At 59.2% G+C, this 23,176-nt stretch carries 21 protein-coding genes and 3 pseudogenes; 15 read left to right on the top strand and 9 right to left on the bottom strand.

The annotated features are described in order from the left end of the window. Positions 1–30 precede the first annotated feature (30 nt). Positions 31–1,383 carry an FAD/NAD(P)-binding protein gene (locus FP026_RS29235; RefSeq protein ID WP_149638057.1) on the top strand — a complete coding sequence of 451 codons (1,353 nt, stop codon included), beginning with the start codon at positions 31–33 and terminating at the stop codon, positions 1,381–1,383. A 49-nt stretch (positions 1,384–1,432) separates the two neighbouring features. On the opposite strand, the pseudogene FP026_RS29230 reads toward FP026_RS29235, so the two are convergent. The 5 genes and pseudogenes from FP026_RS29230 to FP026_RS29210 all read right to left on the bottom strand — a co-directional run. After that, a pseudogene (locus tag FP026_RS29230) lies at positions 1,433–2,104 on the bottom strand (zinc-binding dehydrogenase); the annotation flags it as partial. A 210-nt stretch (positions 2,105–2,314) separates the two neighbouring features. Then, positions 2,315–3,160, bottom strand: a complete 846-nt coding sequence (locus FP026_RS29225) for a VOC family protein (protein WP_149638055.1) — start codon at positions 3,158–3,160, stop codon at positions 2,315–2,317. 138 nt (positions 3,161–3,298) lie between these two features. Beyond that, complete coding sequence (locus FP026_RS29220; protein WP_246665489.1) at positions 3,299–4,096, bottom strand: hypothetical protein; 798 nt, start codon at positions 4,094–4,096, stop codon at positions 3,299–3,301. 376 nt (positions 4,097–4,472) lie between these two features. Next, a complete protein-coding gene (locus tag FP026_RS29215; protein WP_149638054.1) occupies positions 4,473–4,664 on the bottom strand; it encodes a hypothetical protein in 192 nt (63 codons plus the stop codon). Between the two features lie 12 nt (positions 4,665–4,676). Further along, positions 4,677–4,874 carry a hypothetical protein gene (locus tag FP026_RS29210; protein WP_149638053.1) on the bottom strand — a complete coding sequence of 66 codons (198 nt, stop codon included), beginning with the start codon at positions 4,872–4,874 and terminating at the stop codon, positions 4,677–4,679. Between the two features lie 438 nt (positions 4,875–5,312). Here FP026_RS29210 and FP026_RS29205 point away from each other — a divergent pair, with 438 nt between their 5' ends. The 8 genes from FP026_RS29205 (at position 5,313) to FP026_RS29170 (ending at position 13,689) form a co-directional block, all read left to right on the top strand. Further along, positions 5,313–5,843: an OsmC family protein gene (locus FP026_RS29205; RefSeq protein WP_149638052.1), complete on the top strand. Its 531-nt coding sequence runs from the start codon at positions 5,313–5,315 to the stop codon at positions 5,841–5,843. 288 nt (positions 5,844–6,131) lie between these two features. Beyond that, on the top strand, positions 6,132–7,757 hold the full coding sequence (locus FP026_RS29200; RefSeq protein WP_149638051.1) for a TIGR04028 family ABC transporter substrate-binding protein: 1,626 nt from the start codon (positions 6,132–6,134) through the stop codon (positions 7,755–7,757). 61 nt (positions 7,758–7,818) lie between these two features. Continuing rightward, the gene (locus tag FP026_RS29195) at positions 7,819–8,760 is read left to right on the top strand and encodes an ABC transporter permease (RefSeq protein ID WP_149638050.1); all 942 of its coding nucleotides are present in this window, start codon (positions 7,819–7,821) and stop codon (positions 8,758–8,760) included. Further along, positions 8,760–9,677, top strand: a complete 918-nt coding sequence (locus tag FP026_RS29190) for an ABC transporter permease (RefSeq protein ID WP_149638049.1) — start codon at positions 8,760–8,762, stop codon at positions 9,675–9,677. The genes FP026_RS29195 and FP026_RS29190 overlap by 1 nt, the downstream gene beginning before the upstream one ends. Beyond that, entirely contained in the window at positions 9,674–11,353 is a 1,680-nt protein-coding gene (locus FP026_RS29185) for a dipeptide ABC transporter ATP-binding protein (RefSeq protein ID WP_149638048.1), read from the top strand. Before FP026_RS29190 ends, FP026_RS29185 begins: the two co-directional genes overlap by 4 nt. A 5-nt stretch (positions 11,354–11,358) precedes the next feature. Beyond that, complete coding sequence (locus tag FP026_RS29180) at positions 11,359–12,408, top strand: putative FMN-dependent luciferase-like monooxygenase (RefSeq protein WP_149638047.1); 1,050 nt, start codon at positions 11,359–11,361, stop codon at positions 12,406–12,408. A gap of 30 nt (positions 12,409–12,438) precedes the next feature. Further along, positions 12,439–13,068, top strand: coding sequence for a CMD domain protein (locus FP026_RS29175; protein ID WP_149638046.1), 630 nt, complete (start codon positions 12,439–12,441; stop codon positions 13,066–13,068). Between the two features lie 24 nt (positions 13,069–13,092). Then, positions 13,093–13,689 (top strand): alkylhydroperoxidase domain protein, encoded by a 597-nt coding sequence (locus tag FP026_RS29170; protein ID WP_149638045.1) that lies wholly within the window; start codon positions 13,093–13,095, stop codon positions 13,687–13,689. Positions 13,690–13,733: 44 nt separating this feature from the next. Here the strand turns inward: FP026_RS29170 and FP026_RS29165 are convergent, their stop codons facing one another. Beyond that, positions 13,734–14,615, bottom strand: coding sequence for a GntR family transcriptional regulator (locus FP026_RS29165; protein WP_246665488.1), 882 nt, complete (start codon positions 14,613–14,615; stop codon positions 13,734–13,736). On the opposite strand from FP026_RS29165, the gene FP026_RS29160 reads away from it, so the two are divergent. The 6 genes and pseudogenes from FP026_RS29160 (at position 14,614) to FP026_RS30700 (ending at position 20,872) form a co-directional block, all read left to right on the top strand. After that, complete coding sequence (locus FP026_RS29160; protein WP_246665487.1) at positions 14,614–15,429, top strand: ABC transporter ATP-binding protein; 816 nt, start codon at positions 14,614–14,616, stop codon at positions 15,427–15,429. The two genes, FP026_RS29165 and FP026_RS29160, sit on opposite strands and share 2 nt — an antisense overlap. A 13-nt stretch (positions 15,430–15,442) precedes the next feature. Continuing rightward, the gene (locus FP026_RS29155; protein WP_149638044.1) at positions 15,443–16,438 is read left to right on the top strand and encodes an ABC transporter substrate-binding protein; all 996 of its coding nucleotides are present in this window, start codon (positions 15,443–15,445) and stop codon (positions 16,436–16,438) included. 10 nt (positions 16,439–16,448) lie between these two features. Beyond that, on the top strand, positions 16,449–17,219 hold the full coding sequence (locus tag FP026_RS29150) for an ABC transporter permease (protein WP_149638043.1): 771 nt from the start codon (positions 16,449–16,451) through the stop codon (positions 17,217–17,219). A gap of 12 nt (positions 17,220–17,231) precedes the next feature. Continuing rightward, entirely contained in the window at positions 17,232–19,601 is a 2,370-nt protein-coding gene (locus FP026_RS29145) for a hypothetical protein (RefSeq protein WP_149638042.1), read from the top strand. 144 nt (positions 19,602–19,745) lie between these two features. Next, a pseudogene (locus tag FP026_RS31005) lies at positions 19,746–19,996 on the top strand (plasmid partitioning protein); the annotation flags it as partial. Between the two features lie 287 nt (positions 19,997–20,283). Next, positions 20,284–20,872: pseudogene (locus FP026_RS30700) on the top strand (hypothetical protein). Positions 20,873–20,949: 77 nt separating this feature from the next. Here FP026_RS30700 and FP026_RS31000 read toward each other — a convergent pair. From FP026_RS31000 to FP026_RS29120, 3 genes are all read right to left on the bottom strand, one after another. Next, positions 20,950–21,468: a hypothetical protein gene (locus tag FP026_RS31000; protein WP_149638040.1), complete on the bottom strand. Its 519-nt coding sequence runs from the start codon at positions 21,466–21,468 to the stop codon at positions 20,950–20,952. A gap of 26 nt (positions 21,469–21,494) precedes the next feature. Beyond that, a complete protein-coding gene (locus FP026_RS29125; protein ID WP_149638039.1) occupies positions 21,495–22,577 on the bottom strand; it encodes an FAD-binding oxidoreductase in 1,083 nt (360 codons plus the stop codon). Further along, the coding region (locus FP026_RS29120) for an SRPBCC family protein (RefSeq protein WP_281408587.1) at positions 22,567–23,176 on the bottom strand (610 nt) is incomplete at its 5' end. The genes FP026_RS29125 and FP026_RS29120, both read right to left, overlap by 11 nt.

Genomic DNA, 23,176 nt, shown 5'->3' with positions numbered 1-23,176 from the left:
CGCCCCGTTCAAAAGCGGAGAAAGCCAGCGATGATCTATGATGCCGTTGTCGTGGGTTCTGGTTTTTCCGCCATCTCCATCGTCTGCAATCTCGTGGAGCTACTACCCGAAACGGCATCAATCGCCATTGTCGGCGACGATCCCGGATTTGGTCGCGGGACCGCCTATCGGACAGAGCTCTATCTGCATCGCCTGAATGTGCCGGCGGGTCGCATGAGCCTTTTTCCGGACCGCCCAAATGCCTTTGTCGAATGGTTGCGAGAGCATAAGCGACCGTTGGATGCCGGAGATTTCGCCTCCAGGCAGGACTATGGCCTTTATATTCGAGATAGCTTGGCAGCTCTGCTGCGCAACAGAAAACAGCGTTGTCGCGTTGATTTCATCAAGGCGAAGGCGACAGGATGTGTCGAACGCTACCGTTCCGCACTCGGTTTTTTATTGGACAACGGCGATGAGATCGCCGGCCGAAACATCGTGCTCTGTCTCGGCGTTGGAAATGCGCAATTGCCGTTCGATGTTTCCCGACTATCCACGGGCGCACGCTCCCACATCATCGAAAATCCTTGGCGTCTGTCATGGCTGAGACAGGTGGGTAAGACCGATACGATCTGCATCCTCGGTTCGGGACTGACGATGATCGACCAGGTTTTGGCGCTTTCCGCTCACGGCTTTATGGGCAAGATAGTCGTGCTGTCGCGGCGCGGTCTCGTTCCGCACGATCATGCCAGTCATCCGAAGCCGGCGGTCGAGATCGACGTCGACGCTCTGCCCACGAGGATGAGTGAACTCCTGCATATTCTCCGTCGCGAGAGCGGGAAAACGGGGGACTGGCGTAGGATCATGGATGGTTTGCGCCCGAAAACGCAAACTCTCTGGTCGAGATTACCCGAACTCGAGCGTCGCCGCTTTTTACGTCATGCCTTGCCGTGGTGGAATATTCATCGTCACCGTGTTGCACCGGATGTGTTCCGGAGATTTGAAGCGATGATGCGAAGCGGTAAGGTTTCCGTCCGAGCCGGTTACCTGCAGAATGTGGAGGAGGCGGGTCCTTTGGCATTGCATTACCGGCCTCGCGGCAGAAGCCTCACCGCATCGATTGAGGCGGATTGGATCGTGAACTGCACGGGTATGGAACGGGCAGGCATCGCGCACTCGCCCCTGCTGCAGGAGATGCAGCGCAAGGGTCTGATCGAGGCGGACCCGCTTCGCCTTGGGTTGACGGTTGACGCTCAGTCGCGCGTTCCTGGTTCGATCGGCAAAGATGCCGTTATTTATGCCGTCGGCGCGCTGACTGCCGGCCAATTCTGGGAAATTACCGCCGTGCCGGATATCCGCGTGCAGGCGAGAAAGGTCGCCGAGGCCATTGCTGGCGGAGTGCGGTGAAGGAAGCTAATGCCACCGATCTCGATGGGCGTGCTTGTAGCTGTCAGCTCTATGCGACACGCACGATCAGTTTACCGAAGTTCCGCCCTTCCAGCAGCCCGAGAAAAGCTTCCGGAGCGTTTTCGAGCCCATCAACGAGGTCTTCCTTATATTTGAGGCGCCCCTCGGACATCCATTTTTCAGCTTCGCGATAGAAATCGGGGCGCTGATCGGCGAATTCGCGTTGTATGAAACCCCGCACGGTCAGGCTCTTTCTCAAAATGGCGCGCATGACCGCCGGCAGCTGGTCCGATCCGCGCGAACTGGACGGATCTTCGTTGTAGTGTGCGATCAGTCCGCAGATCGGAACACGCGCGAAATCATTCAGCAACGGAAACACCGTGTTCCAGACATGTCCGCCGACATTCTCGAAATAAATGTCGATGCCATTGGGGCAAGCCGATGCGAGCTGGGCTTGAAAGTCGCCGGCCCGGTGATCGATCGCGGCATCGAAGCCGAGTTCGTCGTGTATGTAGCGGCACTTGTCCGGGCCGCCTGCGATCCCGACTACCTTTGCACCAAAGATCTTGCCGATCTGCCCCACGGCCGAGCCGACCGCGCCACTTGCGGCGGCAACGACCAATGTCTCTCCGACCTTGGGTCGCCCGATATTGCGCAGCCCCGCATAGGCGGTGAAGCCCGGCATTCCCAGAATGCCGAGTGTCGTCGAGATCGGCGCCGCGAGGTTGGCCTCCAGCGGTTTTCCAACGGGACGGGAGGCAAGCACGATGCGGGTGGTGACGGGCTGATTGGCCATGTCGAGTTCCTTGCATTGATTTCGATATCGAAGCGCTGAACGCTCGCAATGGCGAATACCGGCATCTCAGTTGCAGCCGTTCAGGAGCTCCGGCCGTATTATTTGCGCGTCACTTTCAAGTATGCGCCGGCTCTTCTACTCCTTGAACCATAGCGCGACTCCATTGGCGGCACCGGCATCGACAAGCAGCCCATCCTCGAAGGCGCGAGGCGAAAAGCCTCCTTGCGCGAGCACGTCTGCAGTTGCTTCAAGCGATCGCACCTTCAGTCCGAGCGCCACTTTTCTTTCGTTGCCGTCAAAATCTGTCGGAATGGACGGGCCGAACCGGGAGGCAGCATCGACCTCGGACAGAATATGAAGTGTGACGGTGCCAGCCCGAATTGCAATGCCGTCGCTATTGATGTCAGACGCAGCGATATTGGCAAATCCGCCTAGCAGTTCGGTCGGTGTTTGAGGAGCACGGCTGACGATGAAGACATCGACGATATCAAGAACACCGTTGGGGTGACTCTGATTTCTCGGCTGCCACACCAGTTCCGGCGTATTGTGCTGGCAAAAGAAGAAGCGACCGTTGGAGATCGCCTCTTTGCCGATCTGGAAGGTGCGGAAATTGGCCGACTTCTCTACGCCTCCAACGTCGACAGGGCGCGAGAAATCACGCCATTCGGTGACGGGTTTGCCGGCGTCGGCCAATTCGCGTTGCAGGCTGGCGGCGTCGGTGGTTCGAAACGCAAGCCCGTTCAAACCGATCGGATAAGACCAGAGATCGGCGCGTTTGCCGTCACTGTCAGGCGGAAATCCTAGCAGCTCTAGATAGTTCTCGCCGAACACGGCAAGATGATTGATGGAGCCCAGCGTATGGTAGCCGCGCGGCGTCAGTGCAAAGCCGAGTTTGCGGTATATCGCGGCAGCCTCGTCGAGCCAGTCAAGGACGCCGACGACCGCGTGATCGAGGATGAGGGGTTGAGCAGTAACGACCATGTGTGGGGCTCCCGGTATGGAGTTAGGTTAAGGCATAGGATAGGTCAAGTCGTGGTCCGCTCGCTGCGTCTGGCCCCGGTTGAATTGCTACGGTTGCAAGACCTGCATTGCGATGCAGCGTGGAAGCCAGGCGTCTTATCAATCGTGGTTCCAGCCATTTTTCGCGGCTGTTGTCGCGACAAGGGTTGAGTAGTCCTTGCCAATCGTGTCGAGTTTTTCCACCAAGACGGAATGGGGGCCGCCGAGCTGGCCGATATAGTCTTCGCCGCCTCCGGATTTGTCCCAGTCATTGCCAATGAAGCGGGCGGTCGCTTTGCCCGATGCAGCGATTTCGGGCTTTGGAGCAGGAAATGAGGCAGCCGTCTGTTTCAGGCCATCCAGGAAGGCGTCGTCATCGAGGCCGCTATAGGGCTTGCCTTCGGAATTCGTGACGTTGAGGTATATCTGCTCATCTCCGAATGCGGTGTAGCCGCCACCCAGCCCCTTCTTAGTCGCGTCGGCCGCCTCGAAGAATTTCTGTGCGACGGCGGCGTTGAGCGTGTTTTCGGGAAACTGGACAATCACAAAGCCGGTCTTGCCCGACGTATCGTCGAGGCGAGAGACGAGCACGCTGTATTGACGAAAGACATAGCCAAGCGAGCCGGCCAGCCGATCGGCGGTGATATCGTCGAGCTCTCCCTCCGTTTGAAGCGACGCATTGGTTTTCAGCAGATAGCCGCCGGGCGTGACCTCGGTCTCCAAGGTCGTTGGATCGATGCCGTTTGCCGATATGATTTGCGGTATGATCTGCTTTAGCACTTGCGCCGAGAATGCCGCGCGATCGTCGTAACTTGCGCGAGCAAGCCCTGGCAGGTTGAAGCTGGAAGAAGGCGTCGCCTCATAGGATAACAGCACCTTCTGACCCGCTGCAGCCGCATTGTGAAATACCATAGCCATGGCGGAGCTCAGAGCGAGTGCCACTCCGAGCCTAAGAGCTATGGAGAAAGTGTTCTTGATGTAAATTCCACAAGGCATCTGCCATGCTCCCCGTCGATTGCTGCGTTTCAATTGCTGTTGATCATGTATTTCCGCTGCCAATGAAGATGCGCCGGTAGGTGCCGCTACCGCGTCATGAAGCTCTTAATGGCTCGCTTGGTTCCTTTTGATTACTGCGCTGGTTCGACGATTGCCGCATCTGGAAGATCGTCATTTTAGCGATCACATCAGCAACCGTGTTCGCAAACCGATGTGGGTCGGTTGCGCAGCTATTATGTCGATAGGATAAAGAGTATCCGTGGCTGCTCATGAATGAGTATTGGGCATGTTTTTCTTGTCAACGGTAATGCCGGCGTCGATGCGAACCAATCTCATGAGAAAGTTCGGCGTATTTCGATTGCAGCTCGTGGCTGGTGCCGTCATCGACAAGATCATCGATAATGAGCGCCCGATATTCCTGAGCGAGCAGCCTTGTCTCTATCTCGTCACGTAGTGACGAGAGGCGAAAGAAACGATGCAGCCTGCTCATGATACGCCTCCTTTACGCGGCACGGTTGAGATTGCCAGGCGTTGTAGACGCCAACTTATGGATTGCTCGCAGCACGTCCGAGGCGGCAGCAAAATGTTGGCCGTCGAGATCATAGACATGAAACTTGACCGCGATGAACTTCAGCGCGCCCTTGTCAGGGACGAGGATACCCACCGGAATGCCGGCATATTCAATCACCTGTCTGGTCATTATCACCACCTGTTGAAATTGATTCTTCCGGACGAACGATCGGGACGTTCCAAGTTCGCATAGTCTATTAATTTGATAGATTATATGCAGGCATGATGCGGTAGGCCATTCTCAGTGATGCCAAATAGTTGCGTAACGGCGAAAAACAATTCTAATTCAGAGGTATCGGCTCTTAAGGAACAGAGCGTGCCGGGCGGTCGCGAAGGTTACCCTGAACGTACCGGGAGTGCGCCGCCGATTTTCGGCGGAAGCCTATTTCGTCCAACATGCAAGCCTGGCGGACGCCGCAGCTCCTCGTCAAAGGGTCTTGCCGCATTTCTTTAGTCTACAAATTTAATGGACTATTATGATGGCGCCCGGCTATAAGTGGCGCGATCAATTATTGTGGCTCTGAGCTGACGCTTGAGGTGTCAGCCGTTGACGTGAAGGAAATCGGCAGTGACAAATTTGAACGAATATCTCGGGCAGAAGCGGGAAGCCCTGCTCAACCGGCGTAAGCGGGTGAAATCAGGGGAGCTCGGCGCAGTTACGTTGAATGCGAGTGCAAGTGCCGAGGGTCGCAGCGGGGTGCGTCGCATCAGAATTAGGGACTTTCAGGTTATCTCCGACAGCCCGCCGGATTTTGCCGGCTACAATTTGGGGCCTTCATCTCCGGAGCTGCTGCTTGGCGCGCTATCGAGCTGTCTGACGCATACATATCTCATCCATGCATCCGATCAGGGCGTGCCGCTGGAATCGCTGCATGCGGAAGTCTCCGCTTCGATCGATCCGCGGGGAGGTGCCGAGGGCCATGACGATATTCCCGTCTATCCCCACGACATCAATTACGTTGTAACACTGGTGTCGTCCGCAAGCGCGGAAGAAATAGCAAGGTTGCAGGCTACTGTGGAGAAGCTTTGCCCAATCCTCAACCTTCTGAAGCGAGGAAACGAGGTGCATGGGCGTGTCGATCACCAGCGCCCGGCGTGAGGTGAATTTAGCTTTGTTGTTCTCTTGTTGTGAGCTGGGGTAGCGGGGCCGTTCAAAGTGGAATGTTGCCGCCATCCCCGGAATATTGATATCGTTTTAGGCCGCATGAGGCCGAACCAAGAGTCAGGCCGGTGCGATATGCGCAAAAGCAGTCCGACAGGCGCATTCAACCTGAAGATATAGCCGCGCGTTCGTTTCCTGACTTGTGTCCAAATTAGAATATTAATTCTATAGATAGATAGGTGTTTGCCGTAGGTTGATGCGCATTTTCCCACAGAGGTTTATACAATGGGCATCAAAGCCAAACTCAAAGCGGCAAGTTTACTGAGCGTGGGGCTATTGGCGGCGCCGGCAGCATTTGCCGATGACCAGCCGGTCAAAGGCGGCACGCTGATTTATCTCGAGCAGCAGGCGCATACGAACCTCTACCCACCGGCGGGCGGCTTCTATCCGAACGGCGGCATTCTCAACCAGATCACTGACAAGCTCACCTATCAAAACCCCAAGACGCTCGATATCGAGCCATGGGTTGCCGAATCCTGGACCGTCAACGACAAGGGGACGGAATACACCTTCAAGATCCGCAAGGGCGTAAGCTTCTCCGACGGAACGCCTGTTGATGCCAATGCCGTTGCAAAGAACTACGATACGTTCGGCCTCGGCAATAAGGATCTGAAGCTGCCGGTCTCCGAAGTGCTCAACAATTACGATCACAGCGAAGTCGTCGATCCCTATACGGTCAAATTCTATTTCAAGAAGCCGTCGCCTGGCTTCCTGCAGGGAACCTCGGTCATCGGCTCCGGTCTCGTCTCGTTGAAGACGCTGGCGCTGCCCTTCGACCAGCTCGGCGATGCGACGAAGATCATCGGATCCGGCCCCTTTGTCGTCGAGAGCGAGACGCTCGGCAAGCAGCTCTCGCTGAAGGCGCGGACTGATTACAATTGGGGTCCGAGCAAGCTAGTGCATCAGGGCCGGGCCTATCTGGATGGCATCAAATATATCATCACCGGCGAAGATAGCGTGCGCATCGGCGCGTTGCTTTCCGGCCAGGCCGATTTCATCCGTCAGCTGCAGGCCTATGACGAGAAGCAGGTGTCCGACCAGAGTTTCGCGATCTATGCGGCGCCGACCCGCGGCGTGAACGACAGCGCCGCCTTCCGGCCGGACAATCCGCTCGTTGCCGATCTCAAGGTTCGCCAGGCGCTCCTGCATGCGACCAACAACAAGGAAATCGTCGACACGCTGTTTTCGGCAAATTATCCGCAGGCGAAATCGGTCATTTCGTCCGCTGCGGCCGGCTACACGGATCTGTCGTCGAAGCTGACCTACGATCCGGCTCTCGCTGAAAAGCTCCTGGACGAGGCAGGCTGGAAGAAGGGCGCGAGCGGCGTTCGCGAGAAGGATGGCAAGCCGCTTTCGCTTGCCGTCTACGAATCCCTGCCCCAGCCGCAGAACAAGGCCGTGCTGCAGCTCGTCGCACAGCAATGGGCCAAGCTCGGCGTCAAGTTGCAGGTTCTTGCCGGCACCTCGGGAAATCTGGTGACCGACAATGTCGATCCGGCAAAGACGCCGCTGGTCGTCGCCGAAGTCGGCCGTGCCGATCCCGACGTCATCAAGAGCCAGTTCTACCCCAAGAACCGTGATGCCCTGCTGCAGAAGGGTGGCCTCAATCCCAAGGCAAGTTTCTCCGATGACAAGCTGAACGCCATCCTGGAAACCGTCGCCTCCGAGACGGATCGCGAAAAGCGACTGGCGGCGGCCAAGGCGGTGCAGGAATATCTGCTCGATCAGGCCTACGTCATCCCCTTCTTCGAGGAGCCGCAGGTCTTTGCCGGCGCGCCTTATGTGAAGGGAATTGCATTCGAGGCCGTAGGACGCCCATTCTTCTACAGCACCTGGCTCGCTGAACACTGATAAAAAAAAGGCTGGCCCGGCGTGGTGCCGAGCCTTCCTGACGCGAAGACGTGGTATTGGCATGGCAAGATACATATTATCGAAATTCGGGCAGGCGCTGTTCGTCTTATGGGCGGCTTTCACCGTTTCGTTCGTGTTGCTGCAGTCGCTGCCGGGCGACGCGGTGCTGATCAAGTTTCAGAACCCGGATTACGGACTGAGCCCCGAACAGCTTGCCGATATCAGGGCGGCTTACGGCGCCGACGGATCGTTCCTGCATCAATATCTTCATGCCGTCTGGAATTTCCTGACGGGTGATTTCGGTTATTCCCTGCAGGCCGGCGTTCCTGTGAGCTCACTGCTTGCCACCAACTTGCCGCCATCGCTGCTGCTTGCAGCATCGGGCTTTGCGGTGGCGGCGCTTCTTGCCGTTCTGATCGCAATTGCCTGCAATCTCGCCGGTTTTGTCTGGCTGCGCGGCCTGATCCAATCCATTCCATCGCTCTTCATATCGGTGCCGACCTTCTGGCTCGGCATCATGCTCATTCAGATATTCTCCTTCCGGCTCCGCCTCGTGTCAGTCATCAATCCAGGACCCTGGGAAGGTCTTTTCCTGCCCATCCTGACCGTCGCGGTGCCGATTTCCGCTCCGCTGGCGCAAATCCTGCTGAAGAACATAGACGAAGTCCTGATGAAGCCCTTCGTGCCTGTGGCGCGAGCCAAAGGCCTTTCGCATGCCAAGGTCCTGTGGCGCCATGTTGCCAAGAATACGCTTCTGCCGGTTCTGACCGTCGCCGGATTGCTGTTCGGGGAGTTGATCGCCAGCGCTGTCATCACCGAAACGGTTTTTGGCCTCAATGGCATCGGCGGGCTCACGAAGCACGCAGTGGACAGCCAAGATGTCGCCGTTCTTCAGGCAATCGTCGTCGTCGCAGCGACCGCCTTCGTCATCATCAATCTCGTGGTCGATCTTCTCTATCCCGTGCTCGATCCCCGTCTGAAGATCAAACTGGGAGCAGCATGATGGCAAGGATCGAACCCGCGCAACGGCATGCTGAACCAGATGCGCCAAGCCAGGAAGAAAGAGCGTTGTCCGTGACGATCACGGCCGATCTTCGCAAGGACGCCGGCGTTACGTGGCATCTACCGCGCATACAGCCTGGTCTCGTCCTTGCCTGCCTCATTCTTGCATTGGCTGTGTTGTGGGCGCTCGTCCCTGGCGTTTTCACGGTCTATGATCCCATACAGGGTTTGCCCGGCCAACATCTCCGGCCACCGAGCGCCGCTCATCTCCTGGGGACGGATTCACTCGGCCGCGACCTCTATGCGCGCATCGTCTATGGCGCGGTGCATTCGCTTTCGGGCGCGCTTGCCGCCGTCAGCATCGCGCTTGTGGCCGGCACGACGCTCGGTCTTCTTGCCGGATCGTTGGGCGGCAGGATCGAGACGGCCATCATGAGACTGGTGGACGTCATGCTGTCGATACCGGATCTGCTTTTATCGCTCAGCATCATCGTTCTGCTCGGATTTGGCACCGTCAACGCCGCGATCGCGGTCGGCTGCACGCTGATCGCCAAATTTGCCCGATTGGTCCGCTCCGAAGTCGTCACCGTGCGCCGAAGCGAATATGTGGAAGCCGCCTTCGGCAGCGGCGGCGCCTTCCTCAAGGTTCTCTGGCGCCATATCCTGCCGAATTCGCTGACCTCGGTGATTGCCTTTGCAGCACTTCAGGCCGGCTGGGCCATCCTGCAGCTCGCAACCCTCGGTTTTCTCGGCTATGGCGCGCCGCCACCGACACCGGAATGGGGCCTGCTGATTGCCGAAGGACGCAATTATATCGCGACTGCCTGGTGGCTGACGGCGGCGCCCGGCCTTGTCGTGGTCTTTGTCGTCATTTCCATCAACCGTATCAGCCGCGCGCTTGGGAGTATCGGGAAATGACGGCTCCAATCATTGGAACAATTGCGGAAAAGGGCGCGCCGATCCTCGATGTTGCAGGCCTTAGGGTAGCCTATCGCGACAGGAACGGCCTGCGCACGGTCGTTCACGATATCGATTTTGAGGTTCGCGCCGGTGAGGTCGTCGCCCTGGTCGGGGAGTCCGGTTCCGGCAAGAGCTCGACGGCGCAAGCTCTCATTGGCCTCCTGCCTGAAGGTGGACTTCTCCAGCAGGGAACCGTTCGCCTGAACGGCGAGAACATAGCTGGCTGGCCGCAAAGGCGGCTCGATGGTATTCGCGGTTCCGTCATCAGCCTCGTACCGCAGGATCCGGGCAATTCGCTTAATCCGGTGAGGACAATCGGCGAACAAGTCGCCGAAATTCTGACGGTCCACGGCCGGGCATCCGGTGCTGCCGCTCGGGTCAAGGCTGTCGAATTGCTGGAGCGTGTCGGCCTTAGCCAGCCTGAACTGCGCGCCAGGCAATATCCGCATGAACTCTCCGGCGGCATGCGTCAGCGCGTGCTGATTGCCATCGCCATCGCGCTGAAGCCCTCGCTGATCATCGCCGACGAGCCCACCAGTGCCCTGGACGTGACGGTGCAGAGGCACATACTCGATCTAATCGACGATCTGAGACGCGAATATGGCACCGCGGTCCTTCTGGTGACCCACGATCTCGGGATTGCCGCCGATCGATCCGACCGGCTGATCGTCCTGCAGCATGGCCGCATCCAGGAGCAGGGACACACCGCTGATATTCTCAGAAACCCGCAAAGCAGCTATACGCGCCGTCTGCTTGCCGATGCGCCATCGTTGAACGCCCGGCCGAAGCGATTGCCGCCGCATGCGAGCGTATCTGCTGCATCTGCAGATGATATCATCGTGGTGGATAGGCTGGTGCAGGATTTCGGTACTGGCAGCGATGGTAGTTTCAGGGCGGTGGACGATGTGTCGTTTCGTGTTCGCCGCGGCAGCACGCATGCGATCGTCGGCGAATCCGGCTCTGGCAAGACGACGACGATCCGGATCGTTTCGGCCTTTCAGCGGCCGACCTCCGGGCAGGTTGTGATCGATGGGCTCGATCTGTCTTCGCTGCGTGGCGAAACGCTGAGACTGCTCCGCAAGAAGATCCAGCTCGTCTACCAAAATCCATACGGTTCGCTCGATCCGCGGCAGACGATCGAAAGGATTGTGGAGGAGCCGCTGTTGAATTTCGAACGCGCATCCCGGCGTGAGCGATTGGCGAAGGTGGCCGCCACTCTCGACAGGGTCAGGCTGCCGGCCGACATATTGCAACGCCGGCCGCATGCGCTTTCGGGAGGGCAGCGCCAGCGCGTGGCGATTGCGCGTGCCCTGGTGCTCGACCCGCAGATTCTGGTACTCGACGAGGCAGTTTCCGCACTTGACGTAACGGTGCAGGCGCAGATTCTTGATCTCTTGGACGAGTTGCAGCGCGAGCTCGAGCTGACCTATCTGTTCGTCTCCCACGATCTTGCGGTGGTGCGTCAGATCGCAGACACCGTCTCCGTCCTGAACGGCGGACGGCTGGTAGAAACAGGCGGCGTCGAAGACGTCTTCAGCATTCCCAAGAGCCCTTACACGCGTGAACTGATCGATGCTGTGCCGGGCAAAAGGTTTCCCCGGGCCACAGATCCTACCCTTGTCAGTGCAGGATAATCTTCATGAGCACATCAACATCACCGAAGAGACTGGGTTTCTTCAGCAGGGTCCTCGATCAGGCAGATGCGAAAACTCGCTACAGGCTGGTTTCCGAGCAGATCATCCACGCCGAAAAACAGGGCTTCGACTCTGCCTGGGTGGCGCAGCATCACTTCAATGGCGAAGAAGGCGGCTTGCCCGCACCCTTGGTTTTCCTTGCCGCCCTTGCCCCACAGACGTCGCGTATTCGACTGGGCACGGGCGTCATCACGCTGCCGATGGAAAATGCCGTGCGGGTCGCCGAAGATACCGCCGTGCTCGACAGCCTGCTTGATGGGCGGTTGGAGGTCGGCTTTGGCACGGGCGGCACCCCGCAGGCATTCCTTCCCTTTGGACTGGAAAGCAGTCAGCGTTCGGAGGTCTATGGCAAGCATCTCTCCCTGGTGCGCGATGCCTGGGCGGGCGGGGAGCTTAGAGGCGGCAATCGCGTTTATCCGGCAGCACCGCATTTGCGCGATCATGTCTGGCAGGCGACATTTTCCGTGGGGGGCGGCTTGCGTGCCGGCCGTGATGGCGACGGGCTGATGTTATCTAGGACGCAGCCGCGCCCGCCCGAGACACCGGACGCCAAGCTTTCTGACCTGCAGAACCCGATCATCGATGCCTATCTTTCAGCGCTGCCGGCCGGGCGACAGCCGCGAATATTGGGTTCGCGGAGCCTCTTTGTCGCCGACAGCAGAAAAGAAGCTCTTCATTTTGCTGATATCGGCCTGAGGCGGATTGTCGAGCACTTCAAGACAGCGGGTTTTGCGGTTCCGGGCGAAACCACGGCCGACCTGATCAAAGCGTTCGACGTTCATGTCGGCGCCCCTGACGACGTTATTGAATCGCTTCAGGCAGATGCGGCCCTGGCGCGTGTCACCGATCTGGTCTTTCAGGTGCATTCGGTCGATCCGCCGCATGAGTACATCATGCGCTCACTGGAACTGACCGCCGCCCATGTCGCACCCGCGCTCGGCTGGGCGCCGCAACGCGCCACTGGGAACGAACGTCGCTTCGCCGCGCAGGCCTGAATAACAGCATCCGAAGAGAAGGCATCGACCATGACTTTGCAGAACAGGGATATTATCGACTTCCTCGCCGGGATAGAGCCAGGATCCCGTCTTGACGATCTTCGGGCGCAGCGGCCCGAGACGCGCCTCAATGCTCAGAAGAGCTATGAGGCTCTATTTGAACCCGAGCATTGGGGAAACGTTAGCCCGGCGGAGCGCTTTGCCGCCGCAGCCTTCGTCGCAGGGCTGCACAAGGCAGCCGCGATCAGGAGCTATTACGCTTCCAAACTCCAGGATGAGCCCGATGGCTCCGCCCTCGTTGCCGTCGTCAGCGCCGAAATAGATCGGGGCAATGCAAGTGGGCCTTACGGCCATTATCCGGCTGGCCCGCTATCGCGTGAGGACAAGCCGGGCCTTGTTTACGAGGTTTCGGGTGAGAGCCGAAACCTTCTGGATCGAAAACTCAGCGCAGCGCTAGAACACATCCACCTTCTGGTCTTTCGACCAAGGGAGGCAAGCGCCGAGGCATTGCAGACGTTGCTCGATGCCGGCTGGACGACCACCGGCATCGTCACCCTGTCGCAACTCGTCGCATTTTTGGCGTTTCAAATCAGGGTCGTTACGGGCCTGAAGGCCCTGGCGGCAAGCTCCACTGCCATCGGGCAGGTCGCGCAAGCCTAAATCGCACGGATAAGGAATTCTGCCATGACCGAAACTGTTATTCACCCGGCAATCGAAAACCGGCCGAACGCCTTCACTCAAGCTGAGATCGGCTGGACGCCCTGGCTGCAACCCCTTGACGAAGCGGAGTTGACCGAACGCCATTGGGCGGGCCTCGTGGACGCGTCCCGCGCAAAATCGCCCTACTTCATGCTGTTGGCGCGGGATCCCGATATTTTGCAGGCGCGCACGAAGACCGACAAGGATATCTTCTACAATGTCTCGGCTGGTCTTCCTCGTGCCGAACGAGAGCTTGCCGCCACAGCCGCTTCGCGGGCGAATGGATGCATCTTCTGCGCATCGGTCCATTCGCGTTTTGCCTCCCATCATTCCAAACGGATTGAGGATGTGCAGCGACTGTTAGACGAGGGGGTTCAAACGGATCTTGGCAGCCGATGGAATGCCGTGGTTGAGGCCTCAGCCGCGCTGACGGCAACGCCTTCGCAATTCGGAGCCAACGAGATCGGCAGGCTGCACGAAGAAGGCCTGGATGACCTCGAGATCGCGGACGTGATTCATGGAGCCGCCTTTTTCAATTGGGCGAACAGATTGATGCTGTCTCTAGGCGAGCCAACGAGCTAAATTGAGAGCGGATTTCCAGTTCGCTATTGCCTAGAAGCAAACACTCAGCGATTGGGCATTTGGTTGCCGAGGACGAACTTATAGCGCTCGGGCCGAATGAAGAATTCCGACCTCTCGGCGCAGGCGCCGCTATCGAAATATGACGTTCGTTCGAGCACCAGCAAAACCGCATTGTCCGCCGCCGCGATCAGCGATGTTATCCGAGGCGCGACAGCGCGCGCCCCGATCGCAATTTCGGCGGAGGTAATGTCGGCACCGGCTTTGTCTTTGAGAAGTGCGTAAGTTGGCCGCTCTTCGGCGAATTCTCGATCAATATCCGACATGAAGTCCGGCAGGAAGCTTCGGCCCAACGCAATTGGTTCATCATTCACCACATGAAGCCGCTCAAGAAGTGTGCATTTCGTTCCGAACAGCGGGACGAAAGCGGATGGCGTTTCAATGGCGCTCATTTCGACGATCCGCATCGTAGCATCGAAGCCTTGAACTCTCAGCGACTCATGAAAGCTGCGCAGCGTATCGATCTGATGCCGCACCTGCTTGCCGGCCACGAAAGTACCTTTGCCTTTCCGGCGTTCGATTAGTCCATCCTTGTCAAGCTGCTCGAGCGCCAGCCGGACGGTGACGCGGCTGACGTTAAAGCGGGCCATGATTTGCGATTCCGATGGGAGTTGTCCGGAGGGCTCGTAGGTCCCTTCGATGATCTCGGCACGAAGGCGATCGGCGATCTGCAGGTACATCGCCACCGGGTTGTTCCGTATCACGTTCATCGTTTTTCCATTGAGGTTGAAAAGACCATGGAGCAGAGGCGCTTTGGAATAGCGTTCCTCTTTGCCGCTGTACAAGGAGAACACTTCACATTGATAGCTTGTATTATAATGTATTATAATTTGGGGCAACTCCAATCCAGGGTCGTCCGAAGGCAACATGGCATCTCTACCTACTTCACGGCAGATTTCATCCGGCGCCGCCTTTTCCGTGGAGGGTATGGCTTTCGCCTATCCCGAAAGCCGACGCGGCGTATTCGAACGATTTTCGCTGAAGGCTCGCCCAGGAGAGTTCGTGGCGGTTCTGGGGCCGTCCGGCTGTGGTAAGTCAACGCTGCTGAATCTGCTGTCCGGCTTCCTGCGCCCGCAATCCGGACATATCACCATAGACGGTGCGCCGGTTGTGCCCGAGCATCCGGCCCTCGGTTATGTATTTCAATCGCCAAACCTCTTCCCTTGGCTGAGTGTCCTCGAAAATGTCCGCTTTGGCCTGCGCATGAATCGCCGGGGATCACCGCAGGAGCAGCGAGCCGTGGCGCTCAATTTTCTGCGGCTTGTCGGTCTGGAAGAGCAAGCGGAGGAGCCGCCTCACCGGCTTTCGGGTGGCCAGCGTCAGCGCGTAGCGCTTGCGCGCTCGCTGGCGCTCGAGCCGCGCCTTCTGCTCATGGATGAACCATTCGCGGCACTCGACGCCATGACGCGCGCAGCCCTTAACGACGAACTGCTTCGCATCTGGTCGAGTTTGGGCAAGACCGTGCTGTTCATCACCCACGACATCGACGAAGCGGTCTATCTCGCCGATCGAGTTCTCGTCCTCGGCCTGCCGCCCGCAGGCATCACAGCCGAAGTGGCAATCGATCTGCCGCGTCCTCGCGACCAGCGTGGCACGAGAGCTAATCGATTGTTCGCAGAACTGCGCGAACGGCTCTCCGAGGAAATCGCCAAGCTCACGGCCCGCAATCAACGCGTTATCTGAAAAGGATTATTCGATGAAAGGCATTTTACTTGCAGTTCTTCTCGCGCTTGCGGCGTCTTTGCCTGCCCATGCCGAGGATAAGCGGCCGCTTCGCATTGGCTGGGTCCAGGCGATGGCGAATGCTCCCGCCTTGATCGCCGAGGAGAAGGGTTATTTTCGAGAGGAGGGGTTGAGCGTCGAGCTCAAAGGTTTTGGCGATGGCCCGGTCATTCAGCAGGCGGTGGCCGGAGGCGAAATCGACGTGGCCTACATCGGTGCGCCGCCGGTCTATCAGTGGGCCGCGCGCGGTCTCGACGCGAAGATCATCGCCAAGGTCAACTATGGTCAGGCAGCCCTGATTGCAAAGGCGGATGGCGCCATCCACGCGTTGCCCGACCTCAAAGGCGAGAGGCTTGCCGGGGTCAACAAGGGCAGTGGCATGGACGTGCTGCTGCGTGGCTATGTCCTGAAAGAGTCTGCCGGCCTCAATCCGGACACGGACCTCGCTTTGTCACAGATGCCCGTCGGCAACATGAACGCCGCCCTCGATACCGGCGTCGTGGATGCAGCCTTTTTGTGGGAGCCTTTCGTCAGCCAGTCGGTTTTGCGAGGTGCAGGCCGCGTTATCTTTGACGTAAACGGGGCTCTGCCCGGCTATCCCTGGTACGTCGTGGCAGCGCCCGCCAAGACGCTAAAGGAGCGTCCGGACGATCTCGTGAAACTGTTGCGGGCGAATTCGAAGGCCATCGCCTTTCTGCGAGAGCATCCTGAAGAGGCCAATCAGATCATCGCCCGAAGCTTCAAGCTGGAATCGGTGAAGGCTGCGGACGGGAGCATCGTCCCGCCGGAAGCGATAGTTGCCGAAGCGAGAAAGCGGCTTGGTTGGTCCGCTGAAATCGAGCCGTCCGACCGTGCCTTCATCCAGCGGCTCATCGACTACTCCGTCGATCTCGGTTTTCTCGACAAGCGCTTGAATGTCGCCGACATAATTGACGATAGCTTCGCCGCGAAAGCGGCCGCTCAACGATGAGATCCGATCGATGAAGAAGTTGGTAGCGCGGCTGCGTTTTCCGCAACCGTCCTGGCGCTGGGCAGCGCTTCCGTTTCTGCTCGTCGTGTGGTGCCTCGCGGCAAGCCGCGTTCCCTCCTATGTGCTGCCGCAGCCCTGGGACGTGGCGGCCGAGGGGCTTCGCTGGATTCGATCGGGCGAGTTGGGCCGCCAGGTCATGGCGAGCCTGTTGCGGGAATTCGGCGGATTCGGCGCGGCTGTCGTGGCTGCCGTGCTCATTGGCGTGTCCGCCGGACTTTGGCGGCCGTTTCGCGAATTCGTCCAGCCTTTGGTCGGTCTCTTCATGGCTATCCCGCCGATTGCCTGGGCGCCGCTGTCGCTGATCTTCTTCGGCCTCGGATATCTTTCCATTGCTGTCGTCATATTCGTCGCATCGGCTTTTCCAATGGCTCTGACGATTCAGGAAGGCGTGCTTTCCATCAGCAGCGGTGAGGTGCGTGCGGCACGGATCTTGGGTGCCAAACCACTGCAATTGCTGGCTTATGTATATCTTCCCGCCTCTCTTCCTTTCCTGACCGCCGCGTTGCGCATCGGCTTTGCCCAAGCGTGGCGTGCGCTCGTAGCGGCCGAGATGATCGGGGCTTCCCAAGGCATCGGCTGGATGGTCGCAATGGGTGGGCAGCTCGGCAATTCGGCTCAGGTGCTTCTTGGCATCACGCTGATCGGACTCACAGCGTGGCTCATGGAGAGCCTCGTGTTTCGACGGATAGAGCGCCGCTACGAAGGCTGGCGCGGACAATAACGGACATTTCCCATGACAGAGACTTTGCCGCAAAAGACCTTTCAAACCACCGTTCATTCTCCGACGGGCCTTGCCAATCATTTCGATGCTCTCCCCTTTCTCGGTCGTCTGAGCTGCCAAAGGCAGACGCTGACGGCGGGCGAGTGGACCGAACTGGAGCTCGTTTACGAGGTCGGCGCTGTCGGACTTGCCGATGGCGCGTGGCTGAAGCTCGCCTTCAAGTTCTATTCCGACTGGGCGCTGTTCCAGACAGCGGACCCGGCAGGCGCCAACTATGTTTCCGCCGAATACCACGCCGGGCCTCTGGTTCCGGGGCAAAGCCCGGGTACGGTTCAAGCCCTGAAGGTGCGCTTCGATCAGAAAGGACACGAACGTCCCTTCCAAAAGGCTGTCGTCATCGACGTGGTCGACGGCTATCTCAACCCCGGTGATCGGATCGTCATCCGCCTCGGCGATCGGCGACAGGGTGGCGCTGGCACTCGTGTGCAGACTTTCGTGGAAAAGACGTTCCGCTTCCGGCTGTTCATCGACCCGCTGGGAAGCTCAAAATTTGCGGAAGTGCCGGGCGACTGCAAACTGGAAATCGGGGCCGGCCAGCCGCATGCTCTCCAGGTCATCGCGCCGCGGCTGGTTGGCCTCGCGCAATCCTTCGACGCTATCGTACGTGTGGACGATGCATGGGGAAATACCTGCCGTGGTGGCGATCTGCAGGGTACGCTTGTCATCGCCGCTCCGGACGGGACTCTGCGGACGGAGCCGATCGCATTCGCCGCAGAAGGCTGGACGTTCGCGCGGATTTCCGGCCTTTCCTTCGCCGACGCCGGCGAGTGGAAATTGGAAGCATGGCTGAACGGCGAACCCTCCGTCGCCCCGGGCGTCACCTATGTGCAGAGCGAAGCGGGCGCCTTGCGGCCTTACTATGCGGATCTGCACGTCCATTCCGACGACACTGTCGGCACGAATGACGCCACCTACAATCTCACCTATGGACGCGACATCGCTGGGCTTGACGTGGTGGGCTATACCGTCAACGATTTCAACATAACTGAGGTGAATTGGGACAAGGCCGTGGAGATCATCCACGAGCTCAACGAACCCGGCCGCTTCGTCTGCTATCCGGGCACCGAATGGTGCGGCAATTCCGCCGCTGGCGGCGACCGCAATGTCGTTTTTTTACGCGATGGCAAACCCCGCTTTCCCTTCGACGAAAACGGGCGGTCTCTTCGCTCTTTCGAATGGAATGAGACGACGGCGGGCGCGATCCGACCGGGTATCTGGCCCGTGGACCGGCTCTATGCAGCGTATGAGGATGATCCGGAAGGCCATTTGCTGATCCCACATGTGGGCGGCCGGCGCTGCATCCTGGACTGGAACCATCCGGAGCTGGAGCGTCTCATCGAGATTGGTTCCGCCTGGGGACAATTCCATTGGCTTTACACCGAAGCGTTGGCGCGCGGATTAAGGGTCGGCGCTTCAGCTGCGAGCGATGAACATCAGGGCCGCTGCGGCGGAGGTGCGCCGGCCACCGGAACCTTCGGTGCGCGCGGTGGGCTCACCGGCGTGATCGCCGATCGCTTCGACCGAGCCGGTGTTGGCAGCGCGCTTCGGGCGAGGTGCACTTTTGCGACGACCGGGGAACGCAGTTTCGCTGTTCTGTCGCAAGGAAAACATTTGATGGGCGAGGTGTTCGACGCCGAGCTTGGAGAGCCATTGGCTTATCGCCTGCTCGGCCATGCCGGCTGGGAGGAAGTTCAGCTCTTTGCCGGCGACCGCGTCGTTTGGCGGCGCGACCTGCATGCCGAAGCGGGCCTGAGCGAGCGGAACGTGCGCATCCGCTTCGGCGGCGCGCGGATCAAGGACCGCTACCGGGCCGCCTATTGGAACGGTGAGGTAGCTGTGACCGGCGCCGCGCTCTTGGATGCCCATGGGGTCGGCTTCGATCATCCGGAACAAAGCGTATGGCGCACCGGCCTCGGCACGCTTGGTTTCCGAACGGCAACGCATGGCGACGTCGACGGAATCGAGCTCAAACTTTCCGACTTGCGCGACGCGCGCATCGCCATCGCAGCGAAACTCCACGGCTATAGCAAGATCGGAGATCCGCTGCAGCCGCCGCCACATGTCCATGCTCCCGAGGTGTCGCTGGAGGCAAGCGGAAACGAGCTGATCGAAAAAGGGTCGATTTCGATCGATCTTGCCGGCGTCGAGCTGCGCCTGCTTTTGGAACGCGTCACCGATTCCCCCTTGCCGCGCGATCTCTCCGGCGAGATACCGCTTTCAGAACTTGGTTTGAGCGACGGCCGCGAACACCCACTTTTTCTGACAGCAAGACAGAGGGACCAATCCCGCATTTGGACGTCACCGTTATTCATGACAGCTTGAGCTGAGGGTAAGCTACGATCAATCCGGAAGGTTGTGAGCTGGGCGTCCACTTGTCAGGGCCACAAATCCCAGCCTAACCCATATCGGACTTCGTTTGAGGCGGTGCATGTCTGCCAAGTCGAGCGCCTTCCAGCAAACAGATGGCATTACCGCATGTCCGAGGCGGCCAAGCCGAAGGATGCTGGTGGCGACGCCGCGGGGGGCCATGATGCCGACGCGATCGCTATGCCGAGGCTCGCCCCAAGGTGACGCAGTAGAGCTATGACATGATCGGCGATTTTCGCACCGATGCCCTGCACGATGCGCTCGGACGTGCGCCGATCGAGGATGACATGCTGATGGCGCTGCTGGTGCTGGCCTTTGCCGGGCAGAATGTGCGCGTCGATTCCGGTGCAGACAGTCGCCCCGTGCCGGGCTGTCCTTTTCTTCCGTGCTGCGGTTTGAACCGGCGGCCGGACGTTTCAAGGCCGCTGGCGCGCCGCGGAGCGGCCGGTCCAGCCTCTCTGCGCAGGGCAATTCCGCTTGCTTCAGCGGGCGCCCCCGCTTACCCGCAAGCCTGCCCTGCAGGTTCGGCTGGCCCAGACCTGTGAAGCCGCCCGTCCCTTGCCGGTTCTGGTCAACCGCATCGAAGGACAGACCGGCACGGGCCGGAACCGCTTCGGCAGCCAAGGAAGGGATAGACATGGCCAAGCCCGCAACCCCCAACCGCTCCAACGCCAGGGTGTCGCAACTCCGCAAGCGAGCAACCCTCGAAATGGTCCGCCTCACCTGCCCGGACGCGGCCCAGGCGCTTAAGATCGCCGAAAGCTTCGGTACTGCGATCGTCGACAGCGACGGGATCCGCAGCCTGCATGAAAGGCTGATCGTCGAGACCGCCGACAGCCTCTCAGAAGGCTTGGGCGAGAAGGCGATGCAGATCCTCTGCAGCGCATCGTCGGGGGCTTTGTCGGATCGGCCCACGGCGCCGGGCAGTTCTACTCCCGCGCTGTTACAGAGGCGCGCGACGCGACAGCCAAGGCGTCGAACGACGCCCGCGATGAGGATCTCGACGGTCCCGTCGGCTATGACAGCGCCGCCCAGCGCAAGCAGGAATTCGCGGCCGACATGGGGATCCTCCAGTCCCATGCGCTCCGCATGGCAGCCGAAGGCGTGGTGCTGGCCTACGAACAAGTCATCGGCGAGACCTGGAAACCCTTCGATCGCCCGGTCGAAAACCTGGCGCATCGCTCGACCGCAAAGCAGCCGAGGCTCAGATGGCCGCATTCGGATAATACACTCGGCGGGATCTCACCCCAACTTTCTTTTTTCGTTCCTGGGCCTGCTGGACTTGAAAATAAACAACTTGTCGTCAGGCTTGTCGCAGTCCCCATTCCTGTTCGAATTTATCCGCAAAATCGTCTGGAGAGTTGTCCAAGGACTTGAGACGACGGCTTTCCGTCACCTTCCAAAGGGAAATGTGTCGAGACGTTCGGCTGTTGGCGGTGACAAATGCCTGAGTCCAGAGTTTGGTGCTTTCGGAGCCATTCTCCGCGATGAGGCTTTCGATATTAAGCACCATGTTTCCTTCTATGACGCCGCTGCTGCTTTCATCAGGTCTTCGATCAGAATCACCGCTGTGAAAAAGAGGAAGGATTTCGCCGTCAATGCCGGGCAGTCCGTCCTTTACGTGCCGCGATCCTTCGAATTCGAACATGATCGCTGGGCTGTCGGCGAGAATAAGCGCAGCTGCGCTGTCGAGAGTTGACGACGGGATCGCGTTGATCAGCGGACGATCGGAGCCATCAGCACTGAAATAGGCTTGCTTGCGATCGTACTTAAAGACTGGCGACCTTGATGATGGCGGTGGGTTCTCTTCCCTGCATAGCATTCGATTCCTCTCCCCTTAACCCTTTATCACCGATCAACAACGAGATCGCTCAAGGGTTTCGAACAGCAGGGCAGGAACATCCCGGCGTCGATTTCCCGCTGCCTGATGCCGCCATTGTGGTTCATTTCCACCGAACCCGAGACGAGCTTGGACTTGCAGGTTCCGCACATGCCGTTGGAGCAGGATGATGGGAGCCGGACGCTGCCCTTCTTCGCCGCTGCCAGCACGGTCTGATCGGCGGAGACTTCGAGCATCCGCTTCTGCTTCAAGAATTCTACTTGGTAGATCTTGCCCGCAGGCCGCGCCTCGATGTCGAGGCCGGGTTCGTCGATGACAGCTGCATCGAAGCTCTCTTCGATATAGTTCGACGCAGGAACGCCAAGCGCTGCTGTGATCGAGCGGGCCGCCGCCATGAATGGCGCCGGACCGCAACACATGACGACCCGCTCGGCGATGTCAGGAACGGCAAGCTTCAGGAACTCGGACGAGATTCGACCGGTCAAACCTGGCCAGGCGCGCTCGCCAGCGACTGTTTCCGGCAGGAATTGCAGTCGTAGGCCTTTCATGCGGGCTGCAAGACAGGACAGTTCACTGCGAAAGATGAGGTCCAGTGGCGTACGAGCCGCATGAAGGAACACGATGTCCGCCGGCTCGCAGCTATCCGCCAAGTCACGGGTGATTGACATGACAGGAGTGATGCCCGATCCGCCTGAAAGCAGCAGGAGCTTCGTTCCCGCCACTCTCGGGCGGATGAAGTGCCCGAGCGGCCCCTGACCCTTGACCGTCATGCCGGGAACCATGTTGTCATGCAGCCAGTTCGAGACCTTGCCACCAGGCACGCGTTTGACCGTCACGGTGAACGCATTATTGCGATAGGGCGACGACGAGATGCTGTAACAGCGAGCCTCGCCTTCCGAGCCTGTCGGGAAATCGAACAGGAAGTACTGTCCGGCATTGAAGTTGAAACGCTTGCCTTCGGGAGATGCAAACGTGAAGCTCCTCACGTCATGCGTTTCCTGATGCACGTCGACGCAGATGAGCGTCTCGTCCCGTTCCGGATCCCAAACGTCGGCGTGGGCCCTTTGCATCTGTGTGAACTCAATACCCATGGGCGCGCATTCGATCGATATACCAGGCCGCGAACTTGTCGAGATTGGTTTCCGAGAACCGGGAATAGGGACCTGGCTGATAGGCCGGGTCGAGTGTGCCGGCGTGCGAGCGGGCGACGAGATCCGCATCCTGGTCGGTCGTTGCGATCCAGACGTCGGTAAGCTTGTCGAAATCGTAGTCCTTGCCTTCGACGGCATCCTTGTGGACGAGCCACTTGGTTCTGACCAGCGTCTTGCCGGCGGAGAGTGGAATGACGATCGCGACGACCGCATGGTCGCCCATGAAGTGGTTCCAGCTATTGTGACCCCAAAGATGCGTATCGCCGAGGTCCTTGCGGGTCATTTGACCGAGGAGCTTCGACGATGCCGCCGTCGCATCATGTGTCTGGGATTCGCCGGCACCGGCGATGATCAGACGCTGGGTCCGGAAGTTTGTCGCGCAGTCGACGAGCTGCTCGACCGCGGCCGACGGAAAGCCATCGGCTTCCCAGGCCTTCGTCCGCTCGTCGTAGAGCCGGAAGTGCTCCTCCGCCTGTTCGCGATCCTCAGGATTCAGCGTCTCCGGGTCGAAACCGAAATCGAGATCGACGAAGGAAACG

This window comes from Martinezella tropici, from assembly GCF_008370325.1.
In the GTDB taxonomy this organism is placed as follows: domain Bacteria; phylum Pseudomonadota; class Alphaproteobacteria; order Rhizobiales; family Rhizobiaceae; genus Rhizobium; species Rhizobium tropici_B.
The sequence above is the reverse complement of the archived record's forward strand: the minus strand, read 5'-3'. Positions and strand labels throughout refer to the sequence as shown.